Origin of the sequence: Vibrio sp. H11, assembly GCF_004804295.1 — a bacterium.
Lineage (GTDB): Bacteria > Pseudomonadota > Gammaproteobacteria > Enterobacterales > Vibrionaceae > Vibrio > Vibrio ostreae.
In genome coordinates, this window is record NZ_SSHN01000014.1 from 24,101 (window position 1) to 39,673 (window position 15,573).

The window sequence follows — 15,573 nt, forward strand, 5'->3', positions numbered from 1 at the left end:
TCTTTCGTCTTACCCTTCTGTGCCTCGTTGCAACACGAGGCACCTTTTTATTTCAAGAGTCGTTATGCAGTGGAAGCGTTGTATTTTCATATTACTGGGCGGATTACATTCGTCCCTGAGCTTTGCCTACGTAGAGCCCGGACCGTTACCTGAACTGAACGTCATAGCCTTAAGCCAGGATAACTATTGGCTCAAATTGGGCCATTACCTGCCCGCGCTGAGCGGCGGTTACGTCAGCACCATTGATTCAGATAGCTTTTTTTTAGCATCGCAGGGCAAACATCAACCTGCGCAGGAGCTTCAAGCAACGATTCAGGCGCTGTATCAGGGCCCAGCGCAAAGCCGCCATCAGGCGCGCTGCACGTTTCCGGCCCGTTATCAATGGCTGGAACAACAACAAGGCAAGGCACCGCCTGAGTTAAATTGCCCTGAATTAAAAAAGTGGCAGCAGGCGATGGATCCGGAAAAACTGACCCTGGTGTTTCCAACTGCCTTTATGAATAATCCTTCGTCCATGTTTGGCCATACCCTGCTACGGGTCGATGCCAAGAATCAGAACCAGAACAATGCACTGGTCGCTTATGCGATCAACTTTGCCGCAGAACCGGACAGCGCAGATAATCCGGCCCTTTATGCACTCAAAGGATTGGTTGGCGCATATCCAAGCCGCTTTACCGTCATGCCGTACTACAAAAAAGTGCGTGAATATAACGATATCGAGTCGCGGGATATCTGGGAATACCCGCTCAATTTCACCGCTGAAGAAGTGGATAGAATTTTGCTTCATCTGTGGGAAATGGAACAAGCCGAGTTCGACTACTACTTCCTGGACGAAAACTGCTCTTATCAATTATTGGCTCTGCTGCAACTGGCCAATCAGAATCTCGATTTAGTCAGTCAGTTTCCGGTCACCGCCATTCCTTCCGATACGGTGAAAGTTCTGGTTGAAGCCGGATTAACTCAGCCTCCGCACTATCGGGCTGCGTTTGGTACCCGGCTGAATCATGAATCGGATCTGGTCAGCGAGCGTATTTACCTCGCCACGCGGCGCCTGAAAGAGCAAGGTATTTACCCTTCCAAAGCCGAGTTTACTGAGTCAGAGCGGGCGGCAATTCTCGAATTCGCATATGAATGGCTTAATTTTGAACTTTACGATGACGGCCTTGAACGCGATATAACCGCCAAACAACTGACCCAAATCTTGATCAAGCGCAGTCAGATCAACCGAGAATCCCCTTTTCCCTCGGTGGTGCGGCCGGAAACGTCACCGGAACAGGGACACGGGTCAGCTCGTGTCGGCGTCGCGCGTAATCTGTATCAGCAGCAAACCCACTCAACATCTGTCGAGTGGCGTCCGGCTTACCACGACATGTACGATGCGCTGGATGGCTTTATTCCCGGCGCGCAAATTAACTTCCTCGACACTAAACTGAGTCTCGACGACAGCGGTACCAGCCGGCTCGATCATCTCAATATCATCGACGTACTGGCGTTGGCGCCCAGCAACCGAGTATTTGACAGCCTGGCATGGGGATTAAAAATCGGCTTCGACCGACCCGATGCCAATACCGACAGCCGCTGGTTTGTCGAAGGCGGAGCAGGCAAAGCCTGGGGACAGGCTGATGGATTACATTTCTATACCCTGCTGAAAGGCGAACTCAGTCAGGGCAGATTAACCGGTTATGATGTTATCGCCGGGGCCGGTCTGCAGTCAGGGCTATTCTACTCGATCAATAACCGCCAGAGACTGGGTTTGAATGCAGCCTGGATTGCTTTGGCAGGCGATGAGGTCGATGACCATTTCTCCGTAAATGCGACCTGGAACTGGAGCGTACGGCCTAATTTCGCTTTCAGGGCCAGCCTGAATTATCAGCAATGGCATCAGGAAGAAGTAAGCTCGCGCCTCAGTGCTTACTATTATTATTGAGCCTGAACAATGAGCCAATCCATCAAAAACATACGTAAAGCTGATGGTTTGCTGATAAAACTTGATTAATCTGACCTATGATTGAAACAACCTTTGAGATGATGACTTGAGCGCAAAACTTAAGGAGAGCCAATGAAAAATAAAACGTTAATGTCTGCTTTTATTGCTATTTTAGTTACTCAGCTAAGTGGATGCGGGGTATTGCTGCACCCGGAGCGGGAAGGACAGCGCGGCGGTAAAATCGACCCGGCGATCGCGATTCTCGACGCAGCGGGCTTAATCCTGTTCATTGTTCCCGGGCTAATCGCGTTTGGCGTTGACTTCTATTACGGCACCATTTATCTGCCAAATTCAGCCTCGATTGATCTGGACGAAGATGAGCTCAACATGCTGAAACAGCTTGACGAGTCGCAACGGATGGATGCGATTGCCAAAATCGTGTCGGATAAGACCGGTCAGCATATTGCGGCCAAAGATTTACAATCTTATCAGGCCAACTCTATCGACGAGCTCAGCTTCTACGTTAACAACAGCGAAGCAACTCCAGTGCAAGCAGGTTAAACCTATTTTGCGCAGCGGCCACGTCATTGAGACGTGGCCGTTTTTGTACACACCAGTAGACATCGTAAAACGCCAGCGCTATGGTTGATAGGAATATTGTTGCCTTCCAGCAGAGACCGCATACCGTGGCGTCACGCTATCCGCCTCCTGCCCGCAGCGTACGAGCAGGATCATTATCCATTTAATCTACGACCACTTAACTTAAGGAAGTTTAGTCATAAACGTCCCTTGCGGAACAACCGGCAGATACTTTTCATAGAATTGCAGGTAAGCCTGCTCCGGGTTCAAATCTGCAAACAACTCCGGATACAGAGCTTTGGCGTAAAACTGAATCATTGCGCCATCCATAATCGTTCGGCATGCGCCGTGATACGCAGCGTACATGCGATTATTTTTCACCGCATTCAGTGACGACCAGCCCAAACGCTGTTTAAACCCTGCTAAAGCCCGCTGCGAGACCTGCTCTTGCACACCCTGCCCTATCTTCATCCCGTTGTCAGCACTGCTGGTTTCATAACCGGTAATCACAATCACATCCGGGTTGCTGGCAATGATCTGTTCCGGGTTGAGTTTACCCCACCATTCGACAAACGGCTTAGAGATGTTCTCACCACCAGCCGTGGTGCTGATCGCCCCCCACATATTCTTACCAAAGGTGTAACCAATATCAGCCACGCCATTGGCGCCAAATTCCGTGTAGATCGTCGGCTTCGCAAGGCCGGCTTTCTCCAATCGCTGTGAAATCATCGCCACATTATCCTGATATTCAGTGGCAATCTTTTCAGCACGCGCCTGCTGACCGGTAATCTCGCCAATCAAACGGGTACTTTTCACATGCCGCTCAACCGTCTGCGCATTGTAATCGACCACGACCACTGGTATACCGATTTGTTCTAAGCGTTCCATTTCTGACGACAACGCTTTATATTGCCAATCGGCCAGCATGATCAGATCAGGCTGCAACCCAAGCACCTTTTCGAGAGAAAACGCGTTGGTGTCCACCCGGCCAATCTCCGGAATGTCGTCTAATGATGGACGGTGCTGAACGTACATCTCCCAGTTCATCGCCCTGGCCTGCCAGATATATTTAGACATACCGACGACATTGTCGTATGCCGCTTCCGTACCGATAGCCATATAATCTTCAGGATAAAAACCGACAATAACCCGTTTGGCGGGGGCATCGAATGTCACCTCGCGCCCCAGAACATCAGTGACGGTCGTCACCGCTGAAAAGGCAAAAGAACTGGTCGTCAGGGAGATAAGAAGTAAAAGCTTTCTGAGCATCGAAAATTCCATCTTCAGGTTAAAGCGAATAGCATTGATATGACTAAAATTGTCAGTGATTATGCATCACATTATAAATGGCCGCAATGAAAATCATTATCAGTTAATCGCTACACCAATGTATGATTGCGCTATACGCAATCTCGATACATACCGCCTTGTAAAGTTTCACATTTTTTGTCATGGTTTTAGAGTAATCTTTCGTATAACGGTCAAAGTCTATTCCCCAATCAACGAGTGGAGGCAATGATGGCTTTTAAAACTCCGCCTTTAACAACGACCGACGATGGCGCTACCCGCCGTGTTGGGTTCGAAATCGAGTTTACCGGGCTGACAATCAGCGCAGTGACACAAATTATGCAGGATACTTTCGGCGGTGAGCTAGAGAAGAAGTCCGCGGTTGAGTATGACTTGCAGACCCCAGAATATGGCAAGTTTAAAGTTGAGTTAGACTGGGAGTTCCTCAAGAACACCGCGCTGGAAGCCAAGCTTAAGGATCACGGACACGAGTGGGTCGATTTTTTACACAAAATTGCTCTATCAGTGGTGCCTATAGAAATAGTGACTCCTCCATTCCCTCTCGATAAACTGGATCATTTAGATAAACTGATACCAGCCCTGAGAAATGCCGGGGCAAAAGGTACAGATGATTCTGTCATCGCCGCTTTTGGTGTTCACATTAATCCGGAAACCCCATCATTAGATGTTCACACCCTGCATGCTTATCTGAAATCGTTCGGACTATTACAGTGGTGCCTCGACAAAGCGCATGACGTTAACGTATCCCGCAAAATCAGCCCGTATATCCAATTGTATACTGAAGATTACGTTGAAGTACTGCTCACCAAACAGTACCAGACTATCGATGAGCTGATGGATGATTACCTGGAACATAATCCAAGTCGCAACCGCGCTTTGGATATACTGCCGCTGTTTGCGTCCATTGACCAAGACAAAGTCAAGCAGACGGTCAAAGACACCAAAATTAATCCAAGACCTACATTTCATTATCGCCTGCCCGACTGCTTGATCGAGAATACCCACTGGAGTTTTGCAAGCTCATGGAACATCTGGCATTTAGTTGAGGTATTGGCAGCAGACCCAGAAGCGTTAAACTTTTTAGCCCGCCGCTTTAAAGCAATGTCTCTGCCTGTAATCGGCGTGAAACGCAATGATTGGATCAAGGAAGTCAAACAGTGGATAAAAAGCCGAGAATTGGAGTAACCGGTAACCATCGCAGTTGGTCACCCTCCTGGTGGTGCACGAAGCTGGCGCTGGCACTTGCCGGCGCTCAAGCAGAAAGGATTAGCGTTAAACATCATTGGTCCGGTCAGCCACTGGATGGTCTGATCGTGGGCGGGGGCGATGATATCGATCCCGAGCACTATGGAGGCCAAGCCAGTGAAAAAGATGAGTTTGACCCCGAGCGGGACACATTAGAGATACGTTGGATCAAGTGGGCATTAGAACGCAATACTCCCTTATTAGGGATATGTCGCGGCTCGCAACTAATCAATGTCGTTCTCGGCGGCAACTTATATTCCGATATTTCCGTATTGCGCAAACGAACCTATAACCGCCCGGGCCTGCTGCCAACCAAGCAAGTCTTTGTCGATACAGACTCACATTTGTTTGCCTTGTGTGGCAAATCGAAATTACGGGTCAACAGCCTGCATCATCAGGCGATCAAGGATGTCGGTAATGGCCTGCGCGTCGTCGGGCGAGATCTTGACCAATTCACTCAGGCAATTGAAAGTAATCAAGAAAAGCCTATCTACGGCGTGCAGTGGCACCCTGAATATCTGTTTTATCTTCCCAGCCAATTTAAGCTGTTTCGCTGGCTGGTGCGCTCAGGCTGAGCGTATGGGTGAAGTATTTACCCAGGATGCAGAAGTGAAAGTGACCGCCAGTTCAATGCGGTGATTGGCAATAACATCAAAACGAGCCGTAATGCGGCGCTTTGCCTCTGTAACTCAGTGGCTTTGGCCCCAAGCGCTGCAACTCAGTCTTCAATCGAAGAGCTGTCAAATACCGACAGGTCCAGTTTCAGGCTGTCACCCAACCACCAGGCATACAGAGTATGATCTTCGATTTCATCACCGGTTAGCGCATGAACCAGTACCGACAAACCATTACGGTTTTCGTCCAACCAAGGCACTAACTGATCGAAATCGTGTGAAGTAAACTTAATCTGGCAACTCCATTTCGGGTGAGGGCCCACCAGTTTTTCGTGCACCCGACCGATTTTCACAGGGAAACGCTCCCCCGCTTCATGCACCAGTCGCGAGGCAAACTCCAGCGTTTGCGCATCAAAGTACACATGAGCATGGTAAGCGCGATGGGAATTTACCGGTCGTTTATTCTCTGTCATTATTTTTGCCTCTACGTCTTAAAATAGTAAAGAATTCATTAAGGATCGAGTCGCTTGCCCTTTCCGTACCACGTTGTCTCATCCGTATATCGATGGATTATCTGGCCAGAGAAGAAGCCGGCTCAGCTTGGCGACCAAACCAACGCTGGCCAAAAACGTTAATCACCAGCCCGACCGCAATAACCACTACGCCTGCGATTTGATACAGAGTAAGGCTCTCATCCAGCAGCAGCCAGGCGCTCAGTAGTCCGAATACCGGAACCAGCAACGAAAGCGGAGCAACCAATGCGGTGGGATAACGGCTCAACAAGTAGCTCCAGCCGCCATATCCGACGATCGTGGCAAGTAAAGAAAGGTAAACCACCGAGAACAAATTATGCCACTGCATATTGAGCAGCGACTCAGCAATGGTCTGAGGTCCTTCAATCCAGAGTGAAGCAACAGCAAACGTGAACATTGGTACTAAAGCACTCCATACGATCAAAGACATGGTCGGAACGGCGTAGTTTTGCATGATCACCTTATTGGTGATGTTACCTAATGCCCAACAGGTGGCCGCGCCGATGATTAACAGCAAGGTAGCAGCTGTCAGTGATGCGGTTCCCGCGCCTTGCGCCACTGCGAGCAGATAAATCCCCGCTCCCGCAGTGATGACCGCTATCACATTATGGCGACGAATTTTTTCTTTCAACAGCACACAACCAAACGCCAGAGTAATAAAAGCCTGCGCCTGTAACAGCAACGAAGCTAATCCTGCGGCAAGGCCGATACTCAGCGCCCAGAACAATAAGGCAAACTGACCAAAACTGATGGTCAGTCCGTAGGCCACCAGCCATTTCAGCGGTAAGGTGGGACGCTTGATAAACAGCAGGGCAGGAAAGGCCACCAAAGCAAACCGCAAGCCTGCCAGCAGCAGCGGTGGCATCCCCTGTAATCCGACTTTGATAACCACGAAGTTCACACCCCAGACCAGCACAATCGCCAGGGCCAGGAATCTGTCTCGTAATGACATCTTGTATCCTTACAAACGTCCGACAGTGTCAGGAGAGACGCGAGCAGCCACCTGCTCAGCGTTTGCCTTTCAAGGGTAAGTTTGACATTGAGTGAGAAAAAGGAATCCTCAGACTGCCCTATTCCCGTATATAAAACAAGCGCCAGACAGGAAGGGTCATAATAATGGCCTGAACAAGGTATCCAGCTTAGGATGCACCACACGCCGCTTGACCGTAACCGCGTAGAAGTTTTCGAATACGCTTGGCAGTACCAGATAACTTTTCAGAATGCCGTTATCGAGTTCGTCTTTTACTACCACGTCCGGCATTACGGCCAGTGCGCCGGTGTCACGGGCCAAAAGACGCAGCATCGCCATATCATCAGATTCGGCGATAATGTGGGGATGTAGCTGATATTGAGCCGCAAAAGCATCAAAAGCAGCGCGCAGCGGATTTTCTCCGTACGGTAAAACCCAACGGCGGTCGCGATAACTGGCGCCGAGATCTTTGCCCAGATCTAACCCCGGCGGCCCGATGATCGACACCGCCTGACGCGCCAGAACCCGGCTTTGCCAGTTCTGTTTATTCGAACCTCTGACCGGAATGTTAGTCAATGCCATATCGAGCTGGTGTTCTCCCAAAGCGGTCAGCAAACCGGTCTGACTCATCGACTGCAGGGTATAACGACAGTCTTCCTGGTTGATAAGTGGCTGAATAAACTGCTCTATAAAGTTACGCGAGATAGTCGATAGGATTCCAATCCGGATGGTTGCGCCAGGTAATGCTTTGCCACTGGTCAATAATTTTTCCAGCTCTTCACCATTTTTGAAGATTTCTTCGGCATAGCTCAGCGCATGATATCCGCTCTCGGTCAGGGTCAGTGCACGCCCTTTTCTGGTGAACAACTGCACATCCAAAGTTTGCTCTAACTGCTTGATTTGTGAAGAAAGAGCAGACTGAGACACATGCAACTTCTGCGCAGTCTGAGTCAGGTTACCCTGCTTGGCCACTTGCCAGAAATAGTACAGATGATGGTAGTTTAAACGACTCATAATTCTCTAAAACAGAACGATTCATAAATTATTATATATTTTACTTAACAATCAGACAGTTTCACAATAGCCGCGACTTTTGGAACTGTGAGGATAGTCATGTTTTCTCTGTTTTTAGTGACGCCCCTCAAACTGATGTTACTCGGTTTGGTGGCGATTTTAGGATTCACTATCGTACGTTATAGTTGGGTGGCCTTCAGTGGCGAAGCGGATCGCGCTCGCTTTCTTCGTTCCCTTATCATGACAATTTCAGCCGTCGTTGTAGTGATACTCAGCGACCACCTGCTGCTGTTCTGGGCAGCCTGGGTCAGTGTCAGTCTATGTCTGCACCAACTGATTCTGTTTTATCCGCAGCGCCCGCGTGCTCAATTGGCTGCGCACAAGAAGTTCCTGCTGGCTCGTTTCAGCGAACTGCTGCTGGCCGGTGCCTTCTTTGCGCTTTACCATCAGTTCCAGACACCTTTCATCAGCGACATCGTCCGCCAGACTTCGTTTGCTCACAGCAGTCTGCACCTTAATATTGCTGCAGTACTTTTGGCATTGGTCGCGATGATCAAATGTGCTCAATTGCCTGTACACGGCTGGCTGATGCAGGTGGTGGAAGCACCGACTCCGGTCTCAGCACTGCTGCACGCCGGTATCGTCAACCTGGGCGGTATCCTGCTGCTGTTCTTCGCACCGGTATTGGCATCCAGCAGTATCGCTTGCTGGCTCATCATCGTCTGTGCCGGTATCAGTACCGTCATTGCTGGTCTGGTCAGCACCACCCGCATCAGTATCAAAGTGAAACTGGCATGGTCGACCAGCTCGCAAATGGGTCTGATGCTGGTTGAAATTGCCCTGGGTCTGTATGAGATGGCTCTGCTGCACCTGTTTGCCCACTCGTTTTATAAAGCGTACTCGTTCCTTAACAGTGGCAACACGGTTAACCACTATCTGGCCGCCAAGCTGGCGGGTGAAGTCAAACCTAAGGTTCGTAACTGGTGTGTCGCGTTGCTGCTCTCTTCACTGATGCTGGCTGTTGCTCAATGGCAGTTTGCTGTGATGACCAGTTTTGCCGCCACCATATTGGTGTGGTTCGCACTAAGTGCTTTGATTGTGCCGAGCGTGACCGCTTGGGATAAAACCATGCTGCCACGTCTGATGATCACATTGGCATTCGCGGCAGGCCTCTTGACCCTGTACACCACAGCCAAACATTCACTGGCACAGATTACCGGCTTGAACGTCCCGCTCAACCTGGCCGCTGATGGCCTGGTCGCGCTGATGTTTATCCTGCTGTTTGCTCTGTCACTGGCACTACAATATAGCCCGCATGTCGGTTGGGTTAAACGACTATTTATCTGGCTCAACGCCGGTGCGTATTTGGACGAATGGGCGACCCGCCTGACCCTGAAATGGTGGCCAAGCCAGTCACTGCTTGAACTGCAACAAGCTCAAGTGCAAATGGAACCAGAGGCAAAATAATGATCGAACAAAAACACGCGCTTCCATACGCAACAATCGCCAAACAAGTTTCCGCTTCTATCGCACCGGCCTGGCCGCTGGATCAGTCCATTGCGGTTAACCCTTGGTGGCAACAACGTCATGACAGTATTGAAAAGACCTTCGCCGAGCAGGCGGTTCTGACCGGCGAAACCAGCCTGATGGACAAAAGTTACTATCAGCAGCGCTGGAAGACCGAGATTCAACCGCAACATCTGGCCTCAGCGATTGAGCAGCTTGGCGTCGACATGACCATAGCCCAGCTGGAAGAAGACATTCAGCGCCCGCAAGCACCGCTGACCCGCTGGAAAACTCTGGGCATGTTGATGGATGAAGAAATCCCTTCCACTCAAGGGCACAGCTGGGTGCAGGAAATCGTTCAGCAGGTCAGCCAGTTCATCGCGCTGTACCACCAATACCCGGAACGTTTCGATTCTGAAGGTAAAAACGGTGAACACCTGTACCAGAGCTGGCTTGAAGTCGTTGCACGCGACAAAGGGATCAAAACCTTGCTGGGCGTCGATCTTTTGCCTTATTTCCGTACTTTACCCGGCTCGATCTATGACCTGCTTGATACCGTCGGACCGCTGTGGCAGGACATCTGGACCGATGAAGACGGCGCTTACGCATCTCTGCGTGCCCTGTTACATCAATTGTCCGGCTGGGCGGGATGGCAATCCTGGCAAGACTGGCAGGCTAACCTTGCCAATAAGCAAGCCGATCTGCCCCATGCGCTGGGACTGACTGCTATCTTGCTGGCCTGGAACAGTGTCCTGATGCAGTGGCTGCAGAAAAATCATCTGGAAACCGCGCTGAAAATCCGTCAGTTACTGCGCCATCAAGCGACTAATGTTCGCCAAATGTACCAGTTAGCGGAACAGCAACTGGCACCAATCTGGGTATGGCAACGCGCCCTTGAACTGAGTGTACAAAAAGACTGGATCACTCAAGTGCAGAACGTCACTACTCAGCAAGACCCGAATCGTCCTGAACTGCAGGCTATTTTCTGTATTGATGTACGTTCGGAACGTATGCGTCGTGCGCTGGAAGCACAAGGCAGCCACATCGAGACACTGGGTTTTGCCGGCTTCTTTGGTATCCCGATCGCCTATCAGACTCAGGATGGCAATATTCATCGTCCTCAATTACCGGGCCTGTTGGCTCCTACTCTGGTTGCGCAGCAGACCCAACTGCAACCGGATCGCTGGCTGCGGGTGACAAAACTGGGCTGGCAGAACAGTCTGGAAAAACCATCCTCCAATCTGGGCATGGTCGAAGCCGGTGGCCTGCTAAAACTGGTCAGCCTGTTTAAACGGGTAGTGATGCAGGATGGGACTGAAAACCCGATTAACCGCGATGCACGTGGTAACGAAGAGTGGCAACTGAAACGTAACCAGATCACGCTTAGCGTGCGTGAGAAGGCAGAACTTGGCGCCGGGATTCTTAAAGCAATGGGCATCAGCCAACGCCTGGCGAAAGTCGTGCTGTTAACCGGTCACGGTAGCCAGACCTGCAACAACCATACGTCATCGGGTCTCGACTGCGGTGCGTGTGGCGGTCAAACCGGCGAAGTCAACGTGAAAGTCCTGGCGAGTCTGCTCAACGACTCCGCTGTGCGTCTGGTTATGGCAGAATTTGGGGTGGTTGTTCCGAAAGACACCCACTTCTTTGCCGCGCTGCACAATACAACCACCGACGATTATCAGGTGTTTGATGCGCCCGATGCACCGCTTTCCTGGAAACAGAACCTCAGCGCAGCCAGTGACCACGCGCGCCGAGAACGTGCCAAACTGTTCGATGGCACCAAAGCGGAAGATAATGCGCAATTAAGCCGCTTCTTTAAGCAACGTGCCACCAACTGGGCTCAGATGCGTCCGGAATGGGGTTTGTGTAACAACGCTGGCGTGTTTATCGCACCACGTTACCTGACCCGCGGACTCAATTTTGACGGCCGGGCCTTCTTACATGAATACCATGTCAGTCAGGATCCGGAGTTCAGCCAACTGGAAAAGATCATGACTGCGCCTCTGCTGGTGATGAACTGGATTAATCTGCAATATTATGCGTCAGTCACGACGCCGGAAAAATACGGCAGTGGTAACAAACTGCTGCATAACGTGGTCGGTGGTCATATCGGTGTGTTTGAAGGCAACGGCGGTGATCTGCGTATTGGTTTATCTCAGCAATCCGTGCATGACGGCACAGAGTACCGTCATCAGCCTGTGCGCCTGAGTACTTTTATTCAGGCTCCACAGTACGCCATTGAGGCCATTATGGCTCGCCATCAGGACGTTGCGTCTTTGGTGGATAATGGCTGGCTGTTCCTGTATCAGATTGATGACAACAACCAGGTTTGGCAGTATCACAACAAGCAGTGGGTAGCCGCAGTCTGATGGCACCAAGCGTTTACGCAAAGAGCCGCTCGCGCGGCTCTTTTGCTTTCCGGAAACCTAGGTTGTGTTTACTGACACCCGGAGTTTATTGCCAGATAATCTGTTGTTCTTCCCTGCGCCATCCATTCCATCCTCTAACCGCCTTTCCAATCAGGCAGAGTCGGTTAGCTACCAGCGTTCAACCAAACTAAACCTATTTATTGAGCTTAAGACATTGCGTGAGAATGGCTGTCTTTATAGGCGCTGATCCACTGGTAAATAATGACGAGCAAAATACACAACGCCAGGGCGATACGGGTCGCCCCCAGAATGCCCTGCCACCCCCAGGTTTGATAGAAAGGCTCCAGAAAGAACACACCTAAGCTGGCACCGGAGTAATAGAACAAACTATAAAGTGCCTGGGCGCTGCCTTTTGATTGGGTCACTTTACGGCCAATCAGGGTACTTGCCTGAGCGTGACAGAAGAAGAAACCGACCGACACCATCACCATACCAATCACCATGGTATAAATGTTCGCCCAGCTCATCAGAAAGTTCGCCATCAGCATGATGATAGCGCCAAACGCAACACCCGCGATCTGGCTGTACTTCTTGGCAAATTTACCGGCCAGCGAAGAGCTGGTCGTTCCGCCGAGCAGAGTCAGGAACATCAGACTGCGCACATCACTTGGCAGGTTATACGGAAACTCGCTCAGCACCAGCATCAGGTAATTAGACAAGTTAACAAAAGTGCCGAATGCCAGACCAATCAACAGATAAAGGATCACTAACTGCGGATTTTTCAGATGATAGCCATACGCTTTCAAACACTTACCCACTTTAAGTGGCGCCGGCTTAAAGTGGCGTTGCGCAGGTAACAGATAATAGATGATGGCATACAAAACCAGGCTGAGGCCGGCAATCACATAACCGGCATAGTTCCAATTGCCCAGATATTCGGTACTCAGGCCACCAAGTAAGCGGCTGCAAATCCCGCCCAGCGTGTTCGATGCCACGTAAAAACCAACCGCACCGGCGAGCCAGCTTTTTCTCAGCTCTTCGCCCATCAGTGGCACCGCCAGCGCCGGCGTCACCGCCAGAAACACACCCTGCAAAAAGCGCAGCGTAAGAAACAGCTGATAGTTGTGCACCAACGGCAAAACCACAGACACCAATAAGCCAATCGCCGTCCCGACCAGCAGCACTTTACAACGACCTATCGCATCCGACACGCTGGCGAAAATAAGCAGTCCTAATCCCATACCCAGCAAAGGTGCAGACATAGCCAGGTTAGCGGCCAGAGAGCTTACCTCAAATTCTTTCTGAATCACGGGCAACAACGGCTGCAACCAATAGATATTGGCAAAGGTGACTATCGAAAATAGACAAACACAAATAACGACTCGACTGTAATGGGCTGTTTTTTTCACTGCTAACGACTTACTCAGGTGACGGAACAAGGAAACGGGTTACAGCGTTAGGGTATCGGTCCATAAGCAATAAAAAAAATATTTTGTATTTATCTGAACCATAGATAAAATTTATACCCTAAGAAAAAACAATGACATCGGCATTCAGTTCAGGTAAGGGATGAACACATATGGAACTCAGACAGTTAAAGCACTTTGTCACTGCCGTGGAACAGGGGTCGATTTCAGCCGCAGCCCGGGTACTCAATCTGGCTCAGCCAGCCATCAGCAGCAGCATCAAAAAGCTCGAACAGGAGCTGAAAACACCGCTGTTCAACCGCCGTGACCGCGGCATCAGTCTGACCAAAGCGGGCAGCGAATTCGTATTGCATGCACGGCAAATATTACGCCAGGCAGACGACGCTAAACTGGCGATGCAAGCCATGGAAGGGTTGGATCAGGGGCAGGTCGATATTGCCGTACCGAGCATGCTGGGCTCCTATTACTTCCCGCCTCTGCTGATGGCCTTTCGCCATCAATATCCCAATATCGATATGAGTATTCAGGACACTGGTACCCGCAATATTCGCCGTATGCTGCTTGATGGCGAGGTTGAACTCGGTGTGGTAGCAAGTAAAGATCTCACTCCGGAACTCGAAAGCGGCCCGTTAATTCGCGAAGAGATGGTCGTCTGTATGTCGGTCGATCACCCGTTGGCCGAAAAAGAGGTCATCGAATATGCCGACTTTCTCTCCCATGATTTGGTGCTGTTCCGCAAGGGCTACTATCACCACATTCTGCTCGATCGTATCTGCCGCAAAGAGAACATCAAGCCACGGGTGGCATTTATCAGTAACCTGTTACCACTGATCAAATCCGTTATCCGCCAGGGCTACGCCATTTCTCCGATGTGGCAGGTTGCCATCCGCGAGGATGACCAGATAGTCACCCGCCCATTTGCCGAAACGTTTGAAATTGATCTGAGCCTGGCCTGGCGCAAAGACAGTTACCTCTCCCGCGCCAACCAGGTATTCCGTGATTTCATTTTAGCTGAGGTGAATGGGCATTAGGGCTTTCCTCACTTACCTTCATACATAAACAGCTAAACCCACCTCTGCTAAGCTTAAGTAACAGATAAAGTTGAGGTAGCAAGAAGGATGAACGCGCTGGAAAAACTGCCATTACATCGCTCTATCAGTGCCAATACCTCGGGGCGGGATCTGTTTATCGGGGATGTGCACGGTGACTTCACTTTGCTGATCCATGCGCTCAAGATGGTTCATTTTGACAAGTACCGCGACCGGGTGTTTGCGGTGGGCGATCTCACTGACCGGGGCAATGACTCCTGGCAGTGTCTGACCCTCGCCAGAGAGAAATGGTTTTATCCGGTATTGGGTAACCATGAAAGCTTCATTCTGCAACGTTACGATGAATCGCCCGACCGGCAAAGCAACTGGCTGCTCAATGGCGGTGGATGGTGGCTACAACTCAGCCCGGCACAACAAGCCCTTGCGCGGGAAATCGTAGTGAGCCAATACAGTCTGACGCTCAGTGTCGCGGTGGGCAATAAGACGATCGGTGTTTTGCACGCCGAGTACCCGTATTTCAACTGGCCACCACAGGCTGAGTTTATTGATGAGGAATTGCGCCATCGGATGCTGTGGGGAAGAGACGATATTCTGAGAAGCAGCGCGCAGTTAATTGATAACGTGGACTTTGTCGTGTGCGGACACACACCTCTCGATTGCCCTAAGATCAGAAAAAACAAACTGTTTATCGATACAGGCTCCGGCTACGAACCCAATAATTTTATCCCTGATCCTCGGCTGAGCGTCTGCGAGTTTCATCCGAACGCCATCGAAATACGTTCGTTTAACTTACACGATGAGAAACGCACTGAAATCGAATTGGTCTAGCATGCAGACTTCAACGCTTAGTCATGCGTTAAGGCTTATTCTGGCTTTGTTTCGACTAAACGCACTTTCTTACCCTTTCACGTACCACCCGATTTCAGATAATAAGTCTCACCCTTAACAGACAGCAAGGCGTAAAAGACATCACATTTCTCTTGCATGTGAATTAACAAACGATCAATAGTAATACCACTCAGAAATTGT

13 protein-coding genes are annotated in these 15,573 nt (G+C 50.3%); 8 read left to right on the forward strand and 5 right to left on the reverse strand.

The window, feature by feature from the left end; translation table 11 throughout:
- Nucleotides 1-64 precede the first annotated feature (64 nt).
- On the forward strand, nucleotides 65-1,927 hold the full coding sequence (locus tag E6C74_RS17720; protein ID WP_136487382.1) for a DUF4105 domain-containing protein: 1,863 nt from the start codon (nucleotides 65-67) through the stop codon (nucleotides 1,925-1,927).
- A gap of 132 nt (nucleotides 1,928-2,059) precedes the next feature.
- Nucleotides 2,060-2,488, forward strand: a complete 429-nt coding sequence (locus E6C74_RS17725) for a hypothetical protein (RefSeq protein ID WP_136487383.1) — start codon at nucleotides 2,060-2,062, stop codon at nucleotides 2,486-2,488.
- A 201-nt stretch (nucleotides 2,489-2,689) separates the two neighbouring features.
- Here the strand turns inward: E6C74_RS17725 and E6C74_RS17730 are convergent, their stop codons facing one another.
- Nucleotides 2,690-3,775 (reverse strand): ABC transporter substrate-binding protein, encoded by a 1,086-nt coding sequence (locus tag E6C74_RS17730; protein ID WP_136487384.1) that lies wholly within the window; start codon nucleotides 3,773-3,775, stop codon nucleotides 2,690-2,692.
- Between the two features lie 246 nt (nucleotides 3,776-4,021).
- Between E6C74_RS17730 and E6C74_RS17735 the strand changes: the two genes are divergently transcribed.
- Together E6C74_RS17735 and E6C74_RS17740 are read left to right on the forward strand one after the other, a co-directional pair.
- Nucleotides 4,022-4,999 carry an amidoligase family protein gene (locus E6C74_RS17735; protein ID WP_240798213.1) on the forward strand — a complete coding sequence of 326 codons (978 nt, stop codon included), beginning with the start codon at nucleotides 4,022-4,024 and terminating at the stop codon, nucleotides 4,997-4,999.
- Nucleotides 4,972-5,634 carry a gamma-glutamyl-gamma-aminobutyrate hydrolase family protein gene (locus E6C74_RS17740; RefSeq protein ID WP_136487385.1) on the forward strand — a complete coding sequence of 221 codons (663 nt, stop codon included), beginning with the start codon at nucleotides 4,972-4,974 and terminating at the stop codon, nucleotides 5,632-5,634. Before E6C74_RS17735 ends, E6C74_RS17740 begins: the two co-directional genes overlap by 28 nt.
- A gap of 143 nt (nucleotides 5,635-5,777) precedes the next feature.
- On the opposite strand, the gene E6C74_RS17745 is transcribed toward E6C74_RS17740, so the two are convergent.
- From E6C74_RS17745 to E6C74_RS17755, 3 genes are all read right to left on the reverse strand, one after another.
- Nucleotides 5,778-6,146, reverse strand: a complete 369-nt coding sequence (locus E6C74_RS17745; RefSeq protein WP_136487386.1) for a DOPA 4,5-dioxygenase family protein — start codon at nucleotides 6,144-6,146, stop codon at nucleotides 5,778-5,780.
- Nucleotides 6,147-6,243: 97 nt separating this feature from the next.
- Nucleotides 6,244-7,158, reverse strand: coding sequence for an EamA family transporter (locus tag E6C74_RS17750; protein ID WP_136487387.1), 915 nt, complete (start codon nucleotides 7,156-7,158; stop codon nucleotides 6,244-6,246).
- A gap of 156 nt (nucleotides 7,159-7,314) precedes the next feature.
- On the reverse strand, nucleotides 7,315-8,190 hold the full coding sequence (locus E6C74_RS17755) for a LysR family transcriptional regulator (protein WP_136487388.1): 876 nt from the start codon (nucleotides 8,188-8,190) through the stop codon (nucleotides 7,315-7,317).
- 99 nt (nucleotides 8,191-8,289) lie between these two features.
- On the opposite strand from E6C74_RS17755, the gene E6C74_RS17760 reads away from it, so the two are divergent.
- Entirely contained in the window at nucleotides 8,290-9,657 is a 1,368-nt protein-coding gene (locus E6C74_RS17760) for an NADH-quinone oxidoreductase subunit L (protein ID WP_136487389.1), read from the forward strand.
- Nucleotides 9,657-12,068 (forward strand): DUF2309 domain-containing protein, encoded by a 2,412-nt coding sequence (locus tag E6C74_RS17765; RefSeq protein ID WP_136487390.1) that lies wholly within the window; start codon nucleotides 9,657-9,659, stop codon nucleotides 12,066-12,068. Before E6C74_RS17760 ends, E6C74_RS17765 begins: the two co-directional genes overlap by 1 nt.
- A 206-nt stretch (nucleotides 12,069-12,274) precedes the next feature.
- Here the strand turns inward: E6C74_RS17765 and E6C74_RS17770 are convergent, their stop codons facing one another.
- Entirely contained in the window at nucleotides 12,275-13,477 is a 1,203-nt protein-coding gene (locus tag E6C74_RS17770; protein ID WP_136487391.1) for an MFS transporter, read from the reverse strand.
- 170 nt (nucleotides 13,478-13,647) lie between these two features.
- Between E6C74_RS17770 and E6C74_RS17775 the strand changes: the two genes are divergently transcribed.
- Together E6C74_RS17775 and E6C74_RS17780 are read left to right on the forward strand one after the other, a co-directional pair.
- Nucleotides 13,648-14,526 carry a LysR family transcriptional regulator gene (locus E6C74_RS17775; protein ID WP_136487392.1) on the forward strand — a complete coding sequence of 293 codons (879 nt, stop codon included), beginning with the start codon at nucleotides 13,648-13,650 and terminating at the stop codon, nucleotides 14,524-14,526.
- Nucleotides 14,527-14,613: 87 nt separating this feature from the next.
- Nucleotides 14,614-15,372: a metallophosphoesterase gene (locus tag E6C74_RS17780; protein WP_136487393.1), complete on the forward strand. Its 759-nt coding sequence runs from the start codon at nucleotides 14,614-14,616 to the stop codon at nucleotides 15,370-15,372.
- The last annotated feature ends 201 nt before the right edge of the window (nucleotides 15,373-15,573 follow it).

Coding starts and splice junctions, on each gene's coding strand:
- E6C74_RS17720 (WP_136487382.1), top strand. CDS start 65: ATGCAGTGGAAGCGTTGTATTTTCATATTACTGGGCGGATTACATTCG.
- E6C74_RS17755 (WP_136487388.1), bottom strand. CDS start 8,190: ATGAGTCGTTTAAACTACCATCATCTGTACTATTTCTGGCAAGTGGCC.
- E6C74_RS17730 (WP_136487384.1), bottom strand. CDS start 3,775: ATGCTCAGAAAGCTTTTACTTCTTATCTCCCTGACGACCAGTTCTTTT.
- E6C74_RS17745 (WP_136487386.1), bottom strand. CDS start 6,146: ATGACAGAGAATAAACGACCGGTAAATTCCCATCGCGCTTACCATGCT.
- E6C74_RS17735 (WP_240798213.1), top strand. CDS start 4,022: ATGATGGCTTTTAAAACTCCGCCTTTAACAACGACCGACGATGGCGCT.
- E6C74_RS17750 (WP_136487387.1), bottom strand. CDS start 7,158: ATGTCATTACGAGACAGATTCCTGGCCCTGGCGATTGTGCTGGTCTGG.
- E6C74_RS17780 (WP_136487393.1), top strand. CDS start 14,614: ATGAACGCGCTGGAAAAACTGCCATTACATCGCTCTATCAGTGCCAAT.
- E6C74_RS17765 (WP_136487390.1), top strand. CDS start 9,657: ATGATCGAACAAAAACACGCGCTTCCATACGCAACAATCGCCAAACAA.
- E6C74_RS17760 (WP_136487389.1), top strand. CDS start 8,290: ATGTTTTCTCTGTTTTTAGTGACGCCCCTCAAACTGATGTTACTCGGT.
- E6C74_RS17725 (WP_136487383.1), top strand. CDS start 2,060: ATGAAAAATAAAACGTTAATGTCTGCTTTTATTGCTATTTTAGTTACT.
- E6C74_RS17775 (WP_136487392.1), top strand. CDS start 13,648: ATGGAACTCAGACAGTTAAAGCACTTTGTCACTGCCGTGGAACAGGGG.